Origin of the sequence: Sulfitobacter sp. M368 (assembly GCF_025141875.1) — a bacterium.
Taxonomy (GTDB): domain Bacteria; phylum Pseudomonadota; class Alphaproteobacteria; order Rhodobacterales; family Rhodobacteraceae; genus Sulfitobacter; species Sulfitobacter mediterraneus_A.
On the sequence record NZ_CP081113.1, the window covers coordinates 278828 to 297337 of the forward strand.

The 18510-nt window shown below is 58.1% G+C and carries 17 protein-coding genes; 6 read left to right on the forward strand and 11 right to left on the reverse strand.

Translation table 11 applies throughout. The features are described 5' to 3' along the window. Both K3754_RS01360 and K3754_RS01365 read left to right on the forward strand, forming a co-directional pair. Complete coding sequence (locus tag K3754_RS01360) at positions 1–2241, forward strand: xanthine dehydrogenase family protein molybdopterin-binding subunit (RefSeq protein WP_259940196.1); 2241 nt, start codon at positions 1–3, stop codon at positions 2239–2241. Beyond that, positions 2241–2801, forward strand: a complete 561-nt coding sequence (locus K3754_RS01365; RefSeq protein ID WP_259940199.1) for a hypothetical protein — start codon at positions 2241–2243, stop codon at positions 2799–2801. Before K3754_RS01360 ends, K3754_RS01365 begins: the two co-directional genes overlap by 1 nt. 57 nt (positions 2802–2858) lie before the next feature. Here K3754_RS01365 and K3754_RS01370 read toward each other — a convergent pair whose 3' ends face one another. After that, positions 2859–4412 carry a trimethylamine methyltransferase family protein gene (locus K3754_RS01370; protein WP_259940200.1) on the reverse strand — a complete coding sequence of 518 codons (1554 nt, stop codon included), beginning with the start codon at positions 4410–4412 and terminating at the stop codon, positions 2859–2861. 132 nt (positions 4413–4544) lie between these two features. Between K3754_RS01370 and K3754_RS01375 the strand changes: the two genes are divergently transcribed. Further along, complete coding sequence (locus K3754_RS01375) at positions 4545–5585, forward strand: pyridoxal-phosphate dependent enzyme (RefSeq protein WP_259940202.1); 1041 nt, start codon at positions 4545–4547, stop codon at positions 5583–5585. Positions 5586–5626: 41 nt separating this feature from the next. On the opposite strand, the gene K3754_RS01380 is transcribed toward K3754_RS01375, so the two are convergent. Genes K3754_RS01380 through K3754_RS01400 form a run of 5 tightly spaced genes read right to left on the reverse strand, consistent with a single transcriptional unit; the run spans position 5627 to position 11024 of the window. After that, complete coding sequence (locus K3754_RS01380) at positions 5627–7075, reverse strand: M81 family metallopeptidase (protein ID WP_259940204.1); 1449 nt, start codon at positions 7073–7075, stop codon at positions 5627–5629. Further along, positions 7072–7602 carry a TRAP transporter small permease gene (locus K3754_RS01385; protein ID WP_259940206.1) on the reverse strand — a complete coding sequence of 177 codons (531 nt, stop codon included), beginning with the start codon at positions 7600–7602 and terminating at the stop codon, positions 7072–7074. The genes K3754_RS01380 and K3754_RS01385 overlap by 4 nt, the downstream gene beginning before the upstream one ends. A 4-nt stretch (positions 7603–7606) precedes the next feature. Further along, positions 7607–8581 carry a TRAP transporter substrate-binding protein gene (locus K3754_RS01390; RefSeq protein ID WP_231024192.1) on the reverse strand — a complete coding sequence of 325 codons (975 nt, stop codon included), beginning with the start codon at positions 8579–8581 and terminating at the stop codon, positions 7607–7609. Positions 8582–8610: 29 nt separating this feature from the next. Beyond that, positions 8611–9894, reverse strand: a complete 1284-nt coding sequence (locus K3754_RS01395; protein WP_203209371.1) for a TRAP transporter large permease — start codon at positions 9892–9894, stop codon at positions 8611–8613. Beyond that, positions 9891–11024, reverse strand: coding sequence for an FAD-binding oxidoreductase (locus K3754_RS01400; protein WP_259940209.1), 1134 nt, complete (start codon positions 11022–11024; stop codon positions 9891–9893). The genes K3754_RS01395 and K3754_RS01400 overlap by 4 nt, the downstream gene beginning before the upstream one ends. Positions 11025–11200: 176 nt before the next feature. Between K3754_RS01400 and K3754_RS01405 the strand changes: the two genes are divergently transcribed. After that, positions 11201–11737: a helix-turn-helix domain-containing protein gene (locus K3754_RS01405; RefSeq protein WP_231024193.1), complete on the forward strand. Its 537-nt coding sequence runs from the start codon at positions 11201–11203 to the stop codon at positions 11735–11737. Between the two features lie 158 nt (positions 11738–11895). Here the strand turns inward: K3754_RS01405 and K3754_RS01410 are convergent, their stop codons facing one another. From K3754_RS01410 to K3754_RS01430, 5 genes are all read right to left on the reverse strand, one after another. Beyond that, positions 11896–12216: an NIPSNAP family protein gene (locus tag K3754_RS01410; RefSeq protein WP_259940212.1), complete on the reverse strand. Its 321-nt coding sequence runs from the start codon at positions 12214–12216 to the stop codon at positions 11896–11898. Beyond that, positions 12213–12686: a TRAP transporter small permease gene (locus K3754_RS01415; protein ID WP_259940214.1), complete on the reverse strand. Its 474-nt coding sequence runs from the start codon at positions 12684–12686 to the stop codon at positions 12213–12215. The genes K3754_RS01410 and K3754_RS01415 overlap by 4 nt, the downstream gene beginning before the upstream one ends. Then, a complete protein-coding gene (locus tag K3754_RS01420; protein WP_259940216.1) occupies positions 12683–13969 on the reverse strand; it encodes a TRAP transporter large permease in 1287 nt (428 codons plus the stop codon). The genes K3754_RS01415 and K3754_RS01420 overlap by 4 nt, the downstream gene beginning before the upstream one ends. Before the next feature lie 57 nt (positions 13970–14026). Beyond that, the gene (locus K3754_RS01425; protein ID WP_259940218.1) at positions 14027–14998 is read right to left on the reverse strand and encodes a TRAP transporter substrate-binding protein; all 972 of its coding nucleotides are present in this window, start codon (positions 14996–14998) and stop codon (positions 14027–14029) included. 71 nt (positions 14999–15069) lie between these two features. Further along, complete coding sequence (locus tag K3754_RS01430) at positions 15070–15966, reverse strand: NAD(P)-dependent oxidoreductase (protein ID WP_259940221.1); 897 nt, start codon at positions 15964–15966, stop codon at positions 15070–15072. 134 nt (positions 15967–16100) lie between these two features. Here K3754_RS01430 and K3754_RS01435 point away from each other — a divergent pair, with 134 nt between their 5' ends. Beyond that, entirely contained in the window at positions 16101–16844 is a 744-nt protein-coding gene (locus K3754_RS01435) for a FadR/GntR family transcriptional regulator (protein ID WP_203209363.1), read from the forward strand. 18 nt (positions 16845–16862) lie between these two features. Then, positions 16863–18509, forward strand: a complete 1647-nt coding sequence (locus K3754_RS01440; RefSeq protein WP_259940224.1) for a thiamine pyrophosphate-binding protein — start codon at positions 16863–16865, stop codon at positions 18507–18509. Position 18510: the final 1 nt, after the last annotated feature.

Consider the following 18510-nt stretch of genomic DNA (forward strand, 5'->3'; position numbering starts at 1 on the left):
ATGGGACGCGTGCGCACGATTGCCCGCCGCAGCTTTCTGGTTGGGTCTGCCGCCGTTTTGGGCGGTGTGGCCTTTGGCACCTATCTTTACAAACGCGAGGTCGAGAACCCGCTTTTGGATCAGCTCGCGCCTGGCGAGGTGGCCTTTAACCCCTATGTGATGATCGATACGGATGGCATTACCCTGATCACGCCCCGTGCGGATGTGGGGCAGGGTGCCTATTCTGTTCAGGCACATCTGATTGCCGAAGAGTTGGATGTGGATGTGGCGCAAGTTCGCCTTGATCCCGGCCCGCCAGCCGCAGCCTATTACAACCACGTGGTTGCCGTTGAGGGGATGCCGATAGCGGCAGTTTCCGACAGCTTCTTTGCAAAAGCAGGACGCGGAGCTGCCGATATTGCGGGCAAGCTGCTGGGGCTGCAACTGACTGGCGGGTCTTCAACCGTGCCCGATATGTACGACCGACTGCGCGAGGCGGGTGCGATGGCGCGAGAAACCTTGGTTGCGGCGGCGATGGCACAAACCGGTTTGGCGCGGGATCAGCTTGATACCGCGGAAGGCGCGGTGATCCTGCCTGATGGCACGCGGCTGCTCTATGTCGATCTTGCGGGTGCGGCAGCCGAAACGGACCCTGTGCAAGATGCGCCACTGCGGAGCCCATCTGAATGGAAACATCTGGGAAAGGCTCACCAGCGCAGCGATATCGTTCCCAAATCGACCGGCACGCAAGCCTACGGCATTGATTTGCGAATGGATGGTCTGGTCCATGCCACCACCCGGACCAACCCGGCGCGCGGGGGCGGAATTCTGGGCTATGACGCGTCAGAAGCCGAAACAATGCGTGGCGTGCGGGCCATCTTTCCGATCCGTGACGGCATTGCCGTCGTCGCGGATAACACCTGGAGGGCCTTTCAGGCTGCGGATGCGGTTGATTGTGAGTGGGGCGACAGCCCTTACATCGGTGAAACCGAGGAACAGATTGCAACGCTTGATGCGGCGTTTACCAGTGAATTGCAGGACAGCCGGTTTCGAGATGATGGCGATGTAGAAGCTGCGTTGGGCACTGGTGACGTGATAGAGGCGACCTACCAAATCCCCTATCTGGCACATGCACCGTTGGAGCCGATGAGTGTTGTTGTCAAACTGGCCACTGGACGGCTGGACATCTGGACCGGCACCCAAATCCCGCGGTTTATGCAGCTCAACGCAGCCAAGTTGGCGGGGCTGGAGGCCGAGCAAGTTTATGTTCATGTCCTGATGTCTGGCGGCAGTTTTGGTCGGCGGCTTGAGGATGATTATGTGCTGCAGGCTGTCGAGATTGCTCGGCAGATGCCGGATGTGCCGATCAAGATGACCTGGAGTCGTGAAGAAGATTTCACGCATGATTTTCCCCGCCCCATGCAATTGGCGCGTGCCCGTGGGAAGGTGGCGCAAGGTGCGGTGACGGCGTTTGATCTGGGCATTTCTACAACCTCCGTAACGGAAAGCAGCCTTGGTCGTTTGGGCCAACCGGCGATGGGGCCGGACGTGGCCATCGTCGCAGGCGCATGGGACCAACCCTTTGCCATTCCCGACTACCGCGTCACCGGATATCGCGCGCCTGCGATGGTCCCGGTCAGTTCCTGGCGTTCCGTCGGGGCATCGGGCAACGGGTTTTTGCACGAAAGTTTCATGGATGAGCTGTGCCATGCGGCGGGTGCCGATCCCTTGCAGGAACGCCTGCGCCTGTGCAGTCACGAGGTGTCGCGCAAGGTTCTGGAAACTGTTGGCGAGATGTCGAGCTGGGGCAGCGATCTTGGTCCCCGTCGTGGGCGCGGGGTTGCCTTTGTGCTGGCCTTCGGCGTGCCTGTGGCACAGGTGGTTGAGGTCACAGATACCGATGCCGGTATTCGTATCGACAAGGTTTTTGTTGCGGCAGATGTGGGACGAATCTTGGATCCGGTGAACTTTGAGGCGCAGGTTACAGGCGGTGTGATCTGGGGGCTTGGCCATGCGATGAATTGCGAGCTGACCTATGAGGGCGGCGTGCCACAACAGGGCAATTACCACGCCTTTGAGGGCATGCGCTTGTACCAGACGCCGCAGATCACGGTGCGCGGACTGGAAAACGGCGACAAGATCCGCGGCATTGGAGAACCGGGCGTGCCGCCTGCCGCGCCTGCCTTGGCCAATGCGATCTTTGATGCAACCGGACAGCGCATTCGCGAAATGCCCTTTGATAAACATGTGAGGTTTGCCTGATGCGCTATGCCTTTGCTTTGATGATGTTGGCGTCCCCTTTGGCGGCGCAAGACACCGCCAGCCGTGCCGAGGGTTTACAAGCCTGGGACAAGATTTTTGAGGTCACATCGCATCCGCGTTGCACAAATTGCCACGTCACCGAGGATCGGCCGATGTGGGAGGGGCTTGGCTATGGCGCCGGGGCACTCCACGGGATGTATGTGCGGGCCGATGAAAGCAGGATCGGGGCAGAAACCATGCCCTGCCGAACCTGTCATGTGACCAGCGCCGCGGAAAACACTGTGCCGCATGCGCCGCCGCATATTGACGATGCCTGGCGGTTGCCACCGGAGGAATTGGCATGGTTGGGCAAATCCTCTGCCGAGATTTGTGTGCAGTTGCGCGATCCAGAGACCAATGACGGCAGCGACATCGCGGATCTGATCGACCATGTGCAAAGCTCTGCCTTTGTCCGCTGGGGGTTCACTCCCGGCGCGGGCCGCTCAGCGCCAGAGGGCACCGTGGCCGATCTGGCGCGGGAGCTGGCGATCTGGGGGGCAGCGGATACCCCTTGCCGATAGTGCCTTTGGCAGGCGAAGCGCAGGAGTTTTTCCAGCCAAATGAAGCGGGGCAGCGCTTTAGTAGCTTTGATTGAGTTCGTCGCAGGCCGGGATTTCGGCCTCACGTTTGGCAATATATGCACGTAACTCTTCATCCTTTGCGATGTCGAGATGCGGCTCTTGGTATTCGGATAGTAACTTGCGGGCATGGATCAGAGCGCGTTCGGTGATTTCTTTGCTGCCGTCCGCCTGCCATTGTTCGATGGAGTTGTTGTCGAAAAGTTCAGGCATAAAGAACGCGGTTTGAAAATTATCTTGGGTGTGAGGATGGCCAAGGTAATGCCCGCCGGGTCCAACATCGGGTACGGCGGCAAGGGCCTCCTCAAAATCGTCAAAGTTTGGACCTTGCGCCATGCGGTGGGCCATGGCGCATTGTTCGGCATCGACGATGAATTTTGCGACTGAACAATGCATACCCGCTTCGTTCCAACCCGCCGAGTGCCAGATGTAGTTGGCACCTGCATGCATCACCGATGAGAGGGTCGTGGCACTTTCATACCCGGCCTGTGCGTCGAATGTCTTGGCCCCGCCCAATGTGTTCGAGGTCCGCCATGGCACATCGTAGTGCCGCGCCATTTGGCCAATCATAAAGTTCATCAATGAGATTTCCGGCGTGCCTGCCATCGGTGCGCCCGACTTCATGCTGACGCTGGAGAGGTAATGACCATAGATCGCAGGGCAACCTTTGCGGATCACCTGCGTGTAGGCCAGTGCCGATAGGGCTTCGGCGTTCAACTGCGCAACAGAGGCGGCGACAGAGGCAGGCGTATTGGCCCCGCCCAGCACGAAGGGCGAACACAGCACCGGTTGATTGGCGCGGCTGAAGGCCCGCATTGCGCCAAGCATGGTCTCGTCCCAAACCAGCGGCGAATTGCCATTGCAATTGCCAGTAACGACAGGGTGCTGTTCAACAAATCCGGACCCGAACAGGATGCGGCACATGTCGATGACGTCTTCGGCGTTTTTGGGGCTGGTGGTCATCCCCATGAAGGTTTTGTCGGAGTATTTCATGGATGAATACGTGATCCGCAGATGACGCTGGCTGATCGCGTGATCATAAGGTTCGACGATGTGGTGGGCGCTGGAATGCAGGGCGGGCATCATATGGGCCAGCTTGTGGAACATCGCCAAATCATCCAGCGTCGGATTGCGGCGCACGTCATCGAGATCACGCAGATAGGGGGCACCGGTCATCGGGACAAACATCGCGTCGCGCCCGCCAAGGGCGAGGTTCTTGTTTGGATCGCGGGCCTGGTATGTGAACCGCGCTGGAATGGATGCGATCAGATTGCGCACCAGTCCGCGATCCAGATACACACGGTCGCCGACCACCTTGGCCCCGGCCTTGCGCCAATCCGCGAGGGCGATGTCATCGCGGAACACCACGCCGACATTTTCCAGAATGTCCATGGAGGCCGCATCAATTCGTTTCACCTGTGATCCCGTCATGATTTCGCAGGTGGGGATCTTGTTGTGGATGCCAGGCAGCATGGAAACATTGGTGGTTTGCCGCAGGGCCCGCCGGGCGGCGCGGCCGCCGGAGCGCGCTGGCGCTATAGCTTGATCTGTCATGGCGAACCCTTTCTGATTTGCACTCAGGCTTGCACATAAGCGACGTCGCTGGTTGTCCAATGGCGAAGTGTTTTCCGCAAAAGAGGCCGTAAATCGCTTGACCTGTGGGCGGCTGCGTAATGGAGTGCTGGCATGGATATTTTGCACAACACCCGCCCGGCAGCCGTGACTGGCCTTGATCGTGTTCCTTTTCCGTCGGTTGATGCGGATGCGCCGATGGCGTTGCTCCGGCGGTGCCCGGCGGCGGGGCAAACGCCGCTGATGCCAGCCAAACCCATTGCGGCACAGGCAGAAGTGGCTGAAGTGTGGATCAAGGACGAACGCGGCCGGATGGGGCTGGGCAGTTTCAAGGCGCTGGGCGCGGCGTACGCTATTGCTCATGACGCAGAGCAGGGTCGTGCCAAAGGCGCAACCTATGTAACGGCCAGCGCGGGAAATCACGGCATGTCCGTGGCCGCAGGTGCGGCTGCATTTGGGGCGAAAGCGGTTGTCTATATCGCCGAAACCGTGCCTGAAGCCTTTGCTGCCCGCTTGTCAGATCAAGGGGCTGAGGTGGTGCGGGCTGGAGACAATTATGAGGCGTCCATGGTCGCAGCGGCGCAAGCTGCGACTGACAATGGCTGGTGGCTTTTGTCGGACAGTTCGTGGGAGGGTTATATGGATTACCCCTACCGCGTAATGGAGGGGTATCTTGCCCTTATGGCGGAGGCGATTGAACAGATGGAGCAAGTGCCCAGCCATATTTTTTTGCAGGCGGGCGTTGGCGGCCTTGCGGGATCATGCGCGGCGCTGGCACGGCAGGCGTGGGGCGATGCGCCAAGAATAATCGTGGTGGAACCGGCATTTGCAGCAGCGCTGCACAGTTCCATCTCCGCCGGTAAGCCAACCGAAGCCGGCGGTCCGGTCAGCAATATGGGGCGTTTGGATTGCAAAATGCCATCGCTGATTGCCCTCAAGGGGTTGGCACGCGATGCCGATGATTTTGTTTTACTGTCCGAGGCTGAGGCCGAAGCGGGCGCTGGCGCTATGATGGTGGCCGGGTGGCCATCGACGGAATCCGGTGCTGCTGGTGTTGCGGCCTTGCTGGCCACATCGGCTGACCAACATCAGGAATTGCATTTGACGAAAGATGCGCGGGTTCTGTGCATTCTGAGTGAAGGGCCGGAAGGGTAAACTCCCGACCTCTAGAAGTCTCGGGCCGGCGGGGACTGATTTCAATCAAAGGGGTTTTCCGTCTTGGGCCAGTAATTGTCATCCCGCTTGGTGAAGGGGATGATTGTGAAATCGGGTGGGATCGCCCCTGGCCCTTTCATGTGAATAACCTCTGAAGCGATGGGCGCAAAACCTGCGTAGAAATGTTGCGAGCTTTTCACGATGACAGCTTTCATCGTTTGCAGGTCTATTCCCAGATCGGTAAAGGCGCTGGGGTGAAATGTCTGGCTGCGCAAATCATTGACCACAAGATGCACGCCGTCCGCTTCGAGCCAAACGGCGTTGCCCATCGGCATTTTACTGCCGCCAAGTTCCTGCGCCATGTCACTTTTTGCACCGCGTACCGTCACGCGCAAATCAACCGGATCGCCGGAGGTCTTGCCCAGTTTGCCACCGATCCTGACATCCATGGTACTGCCTACGCCTGCCTCGGTACACATGCGCACCATGATCGGATCCCAGTAGATGCCAAGGGCGACGTCCTTCATGCCTTTGGCCAGCACTTCCTGCAGCACAAAAGTTGAATCCGACGGTGCCCCGCCGCCCGCGTTATCGGCAAAATCGGCCAGGACGAAGGGAAACTCGCTGCCAGATTGGACCTTGTCCAGAGCTTCGGAAATGGACGGATAAGACGCGCGAAGCTGTTCGCGCAGGCCCCATAACTTCATTCCAAACTCTTTGGCGACAGCCTCGGCCTGGTCAGCGTTTCCATCGGTGATGGCGATCATACGTGTCCCGGTGCGCGGACTGTCGCCCCATGGAAATCCGTGGGTCAAAGAGAGGCTCAGAACCCCGTCTTGCCCTTCTCGGGCCATCATTTCATCGACAAAGCTGCGCGCTGGCTCGAAAGGCGTGTGATACATCGTGAGCATGCGGCAATCGTAATCCCGCATCACCGGTTTGATCTTGCCTTCGGCGGTATCCGCAACGATCGCAAACAGCTCTTGTGCGCGTTCACGGCTGTCGGTGTGAGGGTATTCCTTATAGGCGACAATGGCATCCATTGCTTGCATCATGTCTTCGGTCAGATGGTGATGGGGGTCCAGCTCCATCCCTATGATGGCCTTGTCTCCCATGATGGAACGGGCGCGTTTGGCCAGATCGCCTTCGCAATCATCATAGCCATCGGCGATCATCGCGCCATGCATGCTTAGCAAGATGATATCCGGTTGGGCGGCCTCGATATCGGACAGTATTTCATCGCGATATTTTTCGTACACGGAACGGATGGTTGGTCCGGCCGGCTGGGCAAAGGCACTGAGACTTTCGACCACTTCCCAATCACGCGCCTCGGCGGCGGCGCGCCATTCGTGAAGTGGCGCGGAAAACAGGTTTGGGGTCTCTTCGGTGGCCCGGCGCGACACAAAGGTCTCTTCAAACGATTGCTCACCCGTTGGAATGGGAGAGAAGCTGTTGGATTCGGTGGCAATCCCGGCAATCAAGACTTTCATGAAGGGTTCCTTTCAGTTTGGTCCGCAAAGGCGCCGACCAATTGTGCGATCAGGTGAATGGCAATCAGGGTGAACGCGATGGGAATGGCGATACCAAACAACGACATTGGCACATCCATTGTCTCTGCTTGCCGTCCAGCCAAACGCGCCAGATAGCCGCGGGCGGGGTTCATGTTTGGACCAAAGAAGGAATACCAGAGGATTGGGGAGATAAAGGCCAGCACGCCGATGGTTCTTAAGACGGCACGCAGTTTGCCAATGGTGCCTTTTGGGTTTTGCAGGGCGGGAAACAAAGACGGATCTGCGTTCATACGAAACGCGCAGGACGCACCTAGCAACCCGGCCCAAACCATCGAAAAGCGGGCAAGCTCTTCGGTCCAGGCGGGCGGTTGAGCGAGAAAGTAGCGTGCGATCACCTGCCAGCCGGCAGCCGCCAACAGCACCAGCACCGCCAAGACAGCACAAACCAGAGCGATCCGGTGCAGGTGGTAGGACAGCCGGTCCAGCATATAGGCAATCGCACGCATCCGTTTAGTCCTTGATCGCCGCTTTCCATGCGTCAAGCGCGCCGTCTGGCATCGGGATGTTGCCCCAGATGGCTTGGGATGCCTCGCGGAATTCGCCGCGTTTTGCGTCGTCGAGCTTGATCACTTCGACACCGGCCTCTTCCAGTTTATCCAGAACCGATGCCTGGTTCTTGAGCCATTCGCGGTTTGCGGTGTTGGCCGCCTCTATGGCTGCATTGACGGTGTCGCGCTCTGCATCGGACAGGCCTTGATACCAATCTTCGGACATCACCGCAGCGCGTGAGGACGGCACGATCTGAGCGTCGGTGAAATGTTTGATAAATCCTGTGTGGCCAAAGAGAAGCGGTACAAAGGATGGGTTCAGATATCCGTCAGCCACACCGGTTTGCAACGCGTTTGGCACCTCGGCCCAGCTGACAATTGTGCCCTGTGCACCCCAGGCTTTGAAGATTTCGATCTGTGCTTCGTCCAGCGCCCGCATGCGCAAACCCTCCATGTCCGCCATGGATTTTACGGATTTGTTGGTTGTGAAGATCCCGGCGGCATCGCCAAGATAAACGACGTTGGCCACGCGGACCCCTTTGGGCGTGGTGCCTGCGTTGATCCGTTCCAGCATCCCGCCTTTGGTCATGGCCTTGTCGATCTGGTGGTAGTCCTCAAAAAAGTAGGGGAGAAAGACCCCAAAGATCGTGCCATCAAGTGTCCCGGCGGATTTCACGTCGGACATGGACACTTCAAGCAAGCCTTGGCTGACTTGATCAAGTTTTTCCGCCTCGCCGCCAAGGGCGCCCCGTTCGTATTCGACCGCTTCCATACCGTTCGCGTTCAGATATTCGGTAAAGGTATGCGCCCAGACATAGGTGCCCGAATCCATGCTGGCGGGGCTGTCGAGCGCGACCTTGATTTCAGCGAATGCCGGCGCTGCAAGTCCCAGCACCAAAGCGCTTGCCGCGCCCATCAGAGTTTTCGAAATTGTCATAGTCATCCTCCCAGATTTGAAGTTATCAGTTAATTCCACAGACCCATGAGCCTTGGCAGGACCAATGAAATGTCCGGCACAAAGACCAACAGGCCCAACACGAGTATTTCCGCAATGACGAAGGGAATGACCTTTGCGGCCAATGCCCAATAGTTCATGCCAGTCACGGTCGAGACGATCAGCAGGCAGCCCCCCAAAGGCGGCGACACCAGTCCAATCGACAAATTGAAACAGATAACGATCCCCAGGTGGACAGGATCGGCCCCGTTCAACAGGGCAACAGGCGCCAGCAACGGCACCAAGAGCGCAAGGGCAACCGTGATGTCCAGCAGCATGCCTGCGAAGATGAAAATCAGGTTCATCAACAACAGAAAACCAATCGGCCCAAGCCCCAGATTTTCAACGGCAACTGAGATCGCCTGCGGCACCCGTTCAAGCGAGGCAACATGCCCCAGGGCGGCAACGGCGCACAGAATGATGAAGATCGATCCGGTCAAGGTCGCCGTCCGCTCAAGGCTTTCGCGCAGATCGGCCAAAGAAAATCCAGTATAGAAATATCCCGCGACGAATGCGGCAACAACGGCCACGGCGGCCGCTTCGGTTGGCGTCATCCAGCCAAACACGATCCCACCGACGATAATCAACGGCAGCGACAGCGCAGGCAGCGCGGCGCGAACTGCGGGAAGGATGGCAACGGCCTCTTCCTTGGACAGGCGCGGGTGGTCTTCTTTCCAGGCGAAAAAGGCGTTCATCACAAACAGAACAGCGGCAAGCAAGAGCCCCGGAATGATGCCGGCCACAAACAATGCAGCCACCGAGGTCTGCATCAGCGCGCCATAGAAAATGAGGATGATGGATGGTGGTACAATCGGGCCGATGATGGCAGAGGCCGCCGTGATCGCACCGGCATATGTTTCGGAGTAACCACGTTCTTTCATTGCAGGCACAAGCGTGTTTGAAAGTGCTGCTGCATCTGCGATGGCCGATCCAGAGATTCCGGCAAAGAAGACGCTGGTCATGATGTTCACATGGCCAAGTCCGCCGCGCAGCCGTCCGACCAGTGCCATGCTCAGATCAATCAGCGCCTTTGTCACGCCGCCGCGGTTCATCAACTCGCCCGCCAGAATGAAAAGCGGCATGGCCAACAAGGAAAACACGCTGATTTGCGAAAACACCTTTTGCGGCAGGATTGCCAAGTATCGCGCATTTTCGGTTGCGATGAACGACAGGACGGCAACACCGCCGATGACATAGGCCAAGGCCAATCCCGATCCCAGAAGCAGGACCACAGTCAAAGGAAGCAGCCAGATCAAGCCGGAACCCTCAGCCGTGCGGGCGACAGATCTTGCACGCGAACCCCTTGATCAACGATGTCTTGTGGCACATCGCGCCGCAGCACCTGAGAGGCTGCAAAACGTGCCAGTGCTGGCGATGATTGAATGCCGTAGCCGCCTTGACCGGCAAGCCAATAGAACCCTTCTGCATCTTCGGCGTATCCAGCAACGGGTGATTTGTCCTGAACAAAGCTGCGCAGACCTGCCCACTTGTTTTCAATGCGGCGCACGGCAACGTCAAAAACCGTTTCAATTCGGTCGACGCAGATCGCGATATCCATTTCCTCCGGTTGGGCATCACAGGGGGCAGAAGGCGTTTCGTCTGCAGGAGAGATCAGCAAACGCCCGGCATCGGGTTTCAGGTAAAACTGTTCGTCGATGTCGATGGTGATCGGCAGGTGATCTGTCGCCAGTGTTTGTGGCGCTGCGATGATTGCGGCGGTGCGGCGTTTCGGTGTCAGGCCAATTTCCGCGACGCCCGCCATCTTGCCAACCACATCAGCCCAAGCGCCGGCTGCGTTTACCACCACCCCAGCGTTTATGTCCGCGGTTTTCAGTTGCAATTCCCAGCTTGCGCCGCTGCGCGTAAGGGAATGCAGTTCACTCCGGGTCAGAAGTGTACCGCCCAAGGCCTTGAACTGTCTTAGATACCCCTGGTGCAGCGCGGCCACGTCTATGTCCTGACCGTTGCTGTCCAGCATCGCCCATTTGGCATAGCCCGGTCGCACCAGCGGATTGACCTCAAGCAAAGCAGCTTCGTCCAGTCGCGATACGGAGGCGGCGGCGCCCACCTCGGACAAAAGCGCGTCGAGCGATGGTTCCTGATCTGCACGGGCCATCATCAGGATCTTGCGCGGCGCGAACAGGTCTTCCTGGGCAAAGCCGTCGGGCGGGGTGCGGAAAAACGGCTCTGACGCGCGGGTCAGCGCCCGCACCGGAGCCGGGCCATAGATAGGTGCAAAAACCGCCGCTGATCTGCCTGTTGTATGATAGCCCGGATGCGCTTCCATTTCGATCAGGACGACACGGGCTTGCGCCGACAATTCAGCCGCAATCGAAGCACCTGCGATCCCCGCGCCGATTACGGCAATATCAAAACTCTGGTCCATCGCTTTGGAGGTCACTTTGCTTGGTTCCGGATTCCATTGGCTTACGATGGGAGTGGTGGTAACATGTTTTCCAATCGGAAAATAGGGAAATTTTCGCATTGGAAAATTCTGAACTCACTTCATCCCTGAATTTGGACCCAACGGACACCGCATCAGAATCGTCCCTTGGCGTGCGCGTGCGCCAAATTCGCAAGGCACGTGGCTGGAAACTCAAGGATTTAGCGGATCGCACGGGTCTGGCTGTTTCGACCATTTCCAAGATGGAACGCGGCGAAATTTCTTTGACTTATGACCGGTTCATGCGACTGGCGCAGGGGTTGGGCATGGACGTGGGCGAACTTTTCGACGCTGACGCCGAGGGGTTTTCACGTGGTTCCGTGACCATCACCCGCGCGGGTGAGGGGCCGATTCACCGCTCTGACACTTATGACTACGAAATGATTGCCGGTGATTTGGCGGGCAAACACATGATCCCGATGATTGGCCATGTCAAAGCCAACAGTTTCTCGACCTTCGAAGATTTCATTGCGCATCCGGGGGAAGAGTTCATTCATATCCTCAAAGGCGAAGTGACCGTTTACCTCAAGGGGCGTGATCCTGTGGTGCTCTACCCCGGTGACAACCTCTATTTCGATTCCGGGCTTGGCCACGCTTATGTCTCCACAGGTGCAACCGATGCGGTTCTGCTGGGCGTTTGCTGGAAGCCGGGGTAGCGCCGGTTGGTTTTTTGATCCTGGGTTGATGGTTCCCTTTTGGCCCGCCACATCGCGACGACTGCAATGATTGCGAAAACGGTCAACACTGCGGAAACGGGTCGAAGACGCGCGTGTGTGCCACACTGTCTTCGACGTTCTGGCGGCTGGTCGATCGCTTATTTGGGATCAAAGAAGGGGGCAGGGGTCAGGATCGTATTGACCTGACTGGCAAGATTGCCGCTTTCGCTGCTGAGTTTGAGAAACTTCTGCCAGTCCGGGTCCGCGGCCAGCGCGGCGCGGCGGGCGCTGCGGTCTGCCGCATCTTTGTAGACCCAGATATGGACGTAGGAATTAACGTCACCGGTTTCGACCGCGCCATAGACTGCGGGCTCACCCAAATGCTTGCGCTGCACGTCCCAGCCGTGATCGGCATAGAGCTGCATGTGTTTTTTGATCCGGCCCGGATGGCAGGTATAGGTGCGGTGATCATAGATCATGAATTGATCTCCTTGTTGGTGGTTAATTTGAAAAGATCGACGCAGGCATAGATGCTCATCACTGCGCCCGAGATGGGGATGGCGGCATAGAACAAGGATGTCGGCAGATCGAGAATCGGGGTCAGCGCGCGTGCATCAAGGGTGAGGGACGCGCCGTACCATGTCATTGCGGACAAGAAGCACAGGCTGATGAGCGCAATCAAAAGGCGCAGCAGGCGCGAGGGCGCTGGCGGCAAGGCGTCTATCAGCCAATGAACCTGAAAGTGATCCTTGTCCCGCCAAAGGGCAGCGGCGCCGATAAAGACCATCCAGGCAAAAAGGCCCTGCACCACCTCATCGAACCACGCGAAGCCAGCAAGCTGGAAGGTCCGCGCGACAACGTTGATGAACAGCAGCAGGAACAGCAGGCTAAGGCATGTGATCGGGATGATCCGCAAAAGCTGACCGATGCGGTGATCCAGCACGCTCATGGTCCCATCACCAGATTGGGCAGCCAGGTCGAGACTCCCGGCACCGCGACCACCAACACAAGAACCAGTGCAAGACCGATGAGATAGGGCACAAGGGCGCGGGACAGACGCCCGACTGGCATCTGCGCCACCGAAGCAACGGCAAAAAGCACCATTCCAACTGGCGGAGTGAGCAGGCCCAGCATTGAGCACATGATCATGATCACACCAAACTGAACCGGATCGACACCAATCTGCTGCATCACCGGCAGGAACAACGGCACGGTCAACACGATAACGGCAATCCCCTCTAGGAACATGCCCAACACCAGCAGGATCGCGACGACGATAATCAGAATCACGGCGGGATTGTCAGAAAACCCAACCATCGAGGAAACAAGCGCATCCGGCACGCGCTGGTGGACCAGAAGCCAGCCAAAGAAACCTGCTGCGGCGATGACAAACATCACGCGAATGGTGTGTTGCAGAGTGCTCCAGAAAATGCCGGGCAGGTCGCGCGGGGTAATCTCGCGGTAGACGATCATGGACAGGAACATTGCATAGGCGCTGGCGGCAACGCCGGCCTCGGTGGGTGTGAAGAGCCCACCAAAAATACCCGCGATGATGATGACCGGGGTCAAGAGGGAGAGGGCAGCGCCCTTGAAACTTTCCCAGATCTCGGCCCAGTCAATGTGATCGGCTCGCGGCATCTTGTGGCGCAATGCCACCAGCCAGACCGCCCCCATCAGGGCCAGCGCCATCAGAACGCCCGGGACCACGCCGGCAAGGAACAACTGTGCGACTGACACGCCGGTGATAGAGGAATAAAGGACAAATGGGATCGAGGGGGGAAACACCGGCCCAATGGTTGAAGAGGCCGCGGTGATCGCCGCGCTGAAGTCGGGATCATAGCCCTTGTCGGCCATCGCCTTGAGTTCAACCTGTCCCAGACCGGCAGCATCCGCCACTGCAGCCCCGGACATGCCGGAGAAAAAGAGCGATGCCAGGACGTTGACCTGACCCAACCCGCCGCGCACATGACCCACACAGGCATTGGCAAAGCGAAAGATGCGTTCGGTGATGCCGCCTGTATTCATCAGCGTGCCCGCCAGAATGAAAAACGGGATCGCCAGAAGAGTGAAGCCGGTTGTTGCGGAGAACATGCGCTGCGGCAGCATTGCGAGAATGCGAAAGTCGCCTTGCAATGCGTAAAAGCCAACCGCCGTCAGGCCTAGCGAAACCGCAATCGGCACACCAATGGCGATCAACAGCACCAGCACACCCAGAATGATAAACGTCGTCATGTGATAAGTCCTGAATGGGGCCGCCCGCGACCCATTGGATCGCGGGCAACCTATGGGTTACTTCAGGAAGCTGAGGAAGGTGTCCATGTTCTCCTTGCCGGAGAACTCGGCAACCCGCGCCCGCGCTGGGCCCATGAGGGCTGCGAAGGGGGCGAGATCCGGCCGTGTCACGGCCATGCCAGCCGCTTCAAGCGCCGCGATCTCGTCTTCTTCTTGAGCGATCACAGCGGCGCGCATCATGTCGCCCGCGCGTTTGCTTTCTTCGCGCAGAATGGTCTGCTGCTCTGGAGTGAGTGCGTCAAAGACATCCTTGTTGATGACATGCACCATGGAATTGTAGACGTGGCGCGTGACGGCAAGATTGGTTTGGAAATCATTCAGCTTGAAGTGATAGATGACGCCAATCGGGTTTTCCTGCCCGTCAACAACACCCTGATTCAATGCATTGGGAAGTTCGGGGAAGGCAATTTGCGTTGTCGCCGCGCCTAGCCCTTCCATGGCCGCTACAATTTGCAACTCTGACGGGGTGCGCAGTTTCAAACCTGCAACATCGCTGGGTGAATTGATCGGGCGAACGGAGTTGGTGATGTTGCGAAATCCGTATTCCCAGTTCGACAGCATAACGAGGCCCTGCTTTTCGAGCTTGGGCGCGGCCCAGTCCATGAACGGGCCATCGAGGATCGCATGCGCTTCTTCATAGCTGGAGAAAGCGAATGGCGTCATCACCGTGCCAAATGCCTTTTCATATTTGTCGAGCGCACCCTGCGTAGGCAGGTTCATTTCGATGGCACCGAGAACAGTTTGCTCAAGCTGCTCTGGCGGGCTGCCAAGCTGGTTGGCCGGGAAAAGTTCCACCGCGACGGCGCCATCCGTGCGCTCAGAAACCGCTTTGGCAAAGGCCTGCGCGGCGATGTGACCCGGATGCGCCTCGGCCGCGAAATGTGCGAGCCGCAGCGTGACATCCTGTGCGAACGCCGTTCCGGACATAAGCGCCGTTATCGCGCCGGTGATGAGTAGTTTCTTGAGCATTTGGTTTCCTCCCGTAATGCAGTTATTGCGCCGCGCAGATGACCCATTGCGGCATGTGTTTGGGGCAAGGCCTATTGTGCCTCGGGCAGTTTCGCCTCGACCCCGGTTAGATCTTCGTATGCCTTGATGACGGCTGTGCAGCCTTCGTCGCCATGCCCCATGATCGAGGCCAGCGCGTAGGTTTGATGAACGGACTGCGCCATAAAGCCGGGCAGGCCTGCTTGTTCCAGCCATTCAGCGTAATAGCGAACGTCCTTTTGCGCGTTGGACAGGGACATATGCGGGGTAAAGTCCCGGAGCAGGGTCAATTCGCCATAAAGGTCCATCATCCCCGATTTCCCGCCGGCAGCGGAGATAATCCCGATGACCTTGCTCATATCGAGACCTTCTTTTGCCGCCAGCGCGAAGCCTTCGCAGAAGGTCGCGACATTGGCGAAGGCGATGTAATTGTGGATCAACTTGAGGCGGATCGCATGACCGGCGGGCCCGACATGAAAAATGTTTTCGGCATAGGTTTCAAATACCGGGCGAAGATGTTCGATCAGGTCTTCGTCACCACCAAACAGGATGTTGACCTCTCCGCGGTCGGCATGTGCCGGGGTGCGCGTCATCGGCGCTTCGGCGTAGCGGACACCGACGGCGCCGCATTGTGCACGCATAAGATCTACGTGTTCGGCAGATACGGTTGTGTGATCTACCAGAACGTCGCCAGGGGACATATGTGACAGTGCGCCATCCGGGCCCAGAGTTATGCTTTGCACTGCCTCGGCTGTGGTGACGCAGATCATCAATACATTGCAGTCTGAAGCCATCTGCGCGGCTGTGCTTCCTTCCTTCGCCCCCAGACCTACGGCGTGATCAACACGCGCTTGATCCAGATCCGAAACTGTTATGTCGACACCTTTTGCCGCCATGTTCTTGGCCAGCCCACGTCCCATGCCGCCAAGGCCAATCAACCCGATTCTCATATGTTTCTCCCAATTTCGTTCACCAAAGCATTAAAACAGTTGTCAGACAACCTGTTTTATCATATCCCATTTGATAATGGCTGTCTGAGACCCTATGCTAAGGACGCAACAGCCTTAATTTTGGAGAATTTTTGATGTCAGACAGTGCGAATCTTTTTGATCGGATCGATCGCCCGCGCCGTTTGCCGGACGAAGTCGCGGTTTCCATCATTGGTGCGATCGAGGGTGGGCAGTTGATGCCGGGCGATCGCTTGCCAACAGAATCGGAGCTGTCAAAGCGCTTTGGCGTGGCCCGAACCGTTGTGCGAGAGGCCATATCTCTGCTGCGTTATGATGGTATCGTGGATTCCCGGCGGGGCGTGGGTGCATTTGTCACGGACGCGTCGCAACGGGCCGCCTTTCGAATCAGCCCCGCCTGTTTTGAAAAGCGAAAGCAGATTGTTCAGCTCTTGCAGTTGCGCACAGGCGTTCAGGCAGGGGCCTCGGCATTGGCGGCAAGCACGCGCACATCCGATCAACTGGCGCAGATCGAAGCTGCCTTCAAGCGCATGGTTGTCGCAGACGAACGTGGCCCTTCTGATGCGCTCGAAGAGCGGGTCGATAGCGAACTGCTGCTTTATCGCTACATCACAGAGGCGTCGAACAATCCCTATTATGCCGAGGTCGTCGCGATGATCGAAGCAAACATCCAGAATAATCTGCGCTCAGCGTTCCTGAAAAACGCTGCGGCCTCGGAATTTGGGCCGGAGATTATTGCCGAACACAGCGCTGTGCTTGACGCTCTGCGTGCCGGAAACACGGAGGCCGCGCGCACGGCAACCCGCACCCGTTTTGAACGTGCTGCCGATCGATTGGCCGCGCGGGCCGATTTTGCCTGATACAAGGATATCCCGAAAATGACCGACGCTTCTTCCCCGCTGCACGGCGGCGCCCTTTTGACGCAATGCCTGGTGGCACAGGGGGTCGAGCGGGTGTTCTGCATTCCGGGCGAAAGCTTCTTGGCGGCGCTTGACGGGCTGTATGATGCCGATATCGATGTGGTCGTCGCCCGTCAGGAAGGCGGGGCCGCGATGATGGCCGAAGCGACCGGGAAACTCACCGGAAAGCCCGGTATTGCCTTTGTCACCCGTGGTCCGGGCGCAACAAATGCAAGTGCCGGTGTCCACATCGCCTTCCAGGACAGCACACCGATGATTCTATTTGTGGGGCAGGTCGCAAGTGACCAACGCGACCGCGAGGCGTTTCAGGAGGTGGACTATCGCGCGATGTTTGGTCCGCTGGCGAAATGGGTCGCCGAGATCGACCGCGCCGACCGCATCCCGGAATACATCAGCCACGCGTTTCATATCGCGCAATCCGGCAGGCCCGGCCCTGTGGTTCTCGCGCTTCCGGAGGATATGTTGTCTGGCGTTGCACAAGGCGTACCGGTTCCGGCAGCAACATTGCCATCGGGCAAGGCTGCGGACACCGATCTAAGGGGTGTTGTGGAAAAATTGGCCACGGCCAAGCGACCGTTGATCATTGCAGGCGGGGCCAGTTGGGATGCGGAGGCGGCAGAGGCGCTTGGCACATTTGCAAAGCAGATGGGTTTGCCTGTCGGCGCATCCTTCAGGTGTCAGGATTTTCTCGACAACCGGCATCCAAACTATGTCGGCGATGTTGGGATCGGGATCAATCCGGCCCTCGCGAAACGGGTGCAAGAGGCAGATTTGATTCTGGCCCTTGGTGCGCGGTTGGGTGAGATGACGACCTCTGGATATACGCTCTTGACCCCGCCTGTTTCACATCAGGAACTGATCCATATTCATGCAGACCCATCGGAAATCGGCCGAGTATATTACCCCACTTTGGCCGTCGTGGCCCAGCCGGGACCGGTTATCAAACAGCTCCGGGATATGTCCATTTCCCGCGAAGGTGGGGCATGGTTGACGGATGCGCGCGCGGCCTATGAGCAATGGCAAGAACCGCAAGAGACACCCGGCGCGCTTAAGATGGAGCAGGTGATTTCGCACTTGAACACGGCACTTTCCGACGATGCTATTCTGACCAATGGTGCGGGCAATTACTCTGCGTGGTTGCACCGGTATTACCGCTATCGTGGTTGGCGGACCCAGCTGGCGCCGACATCAGGCTCAATGGGCTATGGTTTGCCTGCGGCCATCGCGGCCAAGTTGCAGCACCCAGAACGCGATGTAATTTGCCTTGCCGGTGACGGGTGTTTCCAGATGGTCAGCCAGGAATTTGGGACCGCATGCGAGCAGGGCGCGGCTGTGATCACCCTCGTTTCTGACAACGGTATGTATGGCACAATCCGGATGCATCAACAGCGCCATTATCCGGGGCGCCCGTCCGGAACAATGATGAAAAATCCCGATTTCGCAGCGCTTGCAAAAGCCTATGGCGGTTTCGGTGCGACCGTAACCACCACCGAGGCGTTCGGCCCCGCGCTGACCGCGGCCCGTGAAAGCGGCCTGCCTGCCATTCTTCATCTGAAACTCGACCCTGCCGCGCTGTCGCCAAAGATGCGCCTTGAGGGACATTAAA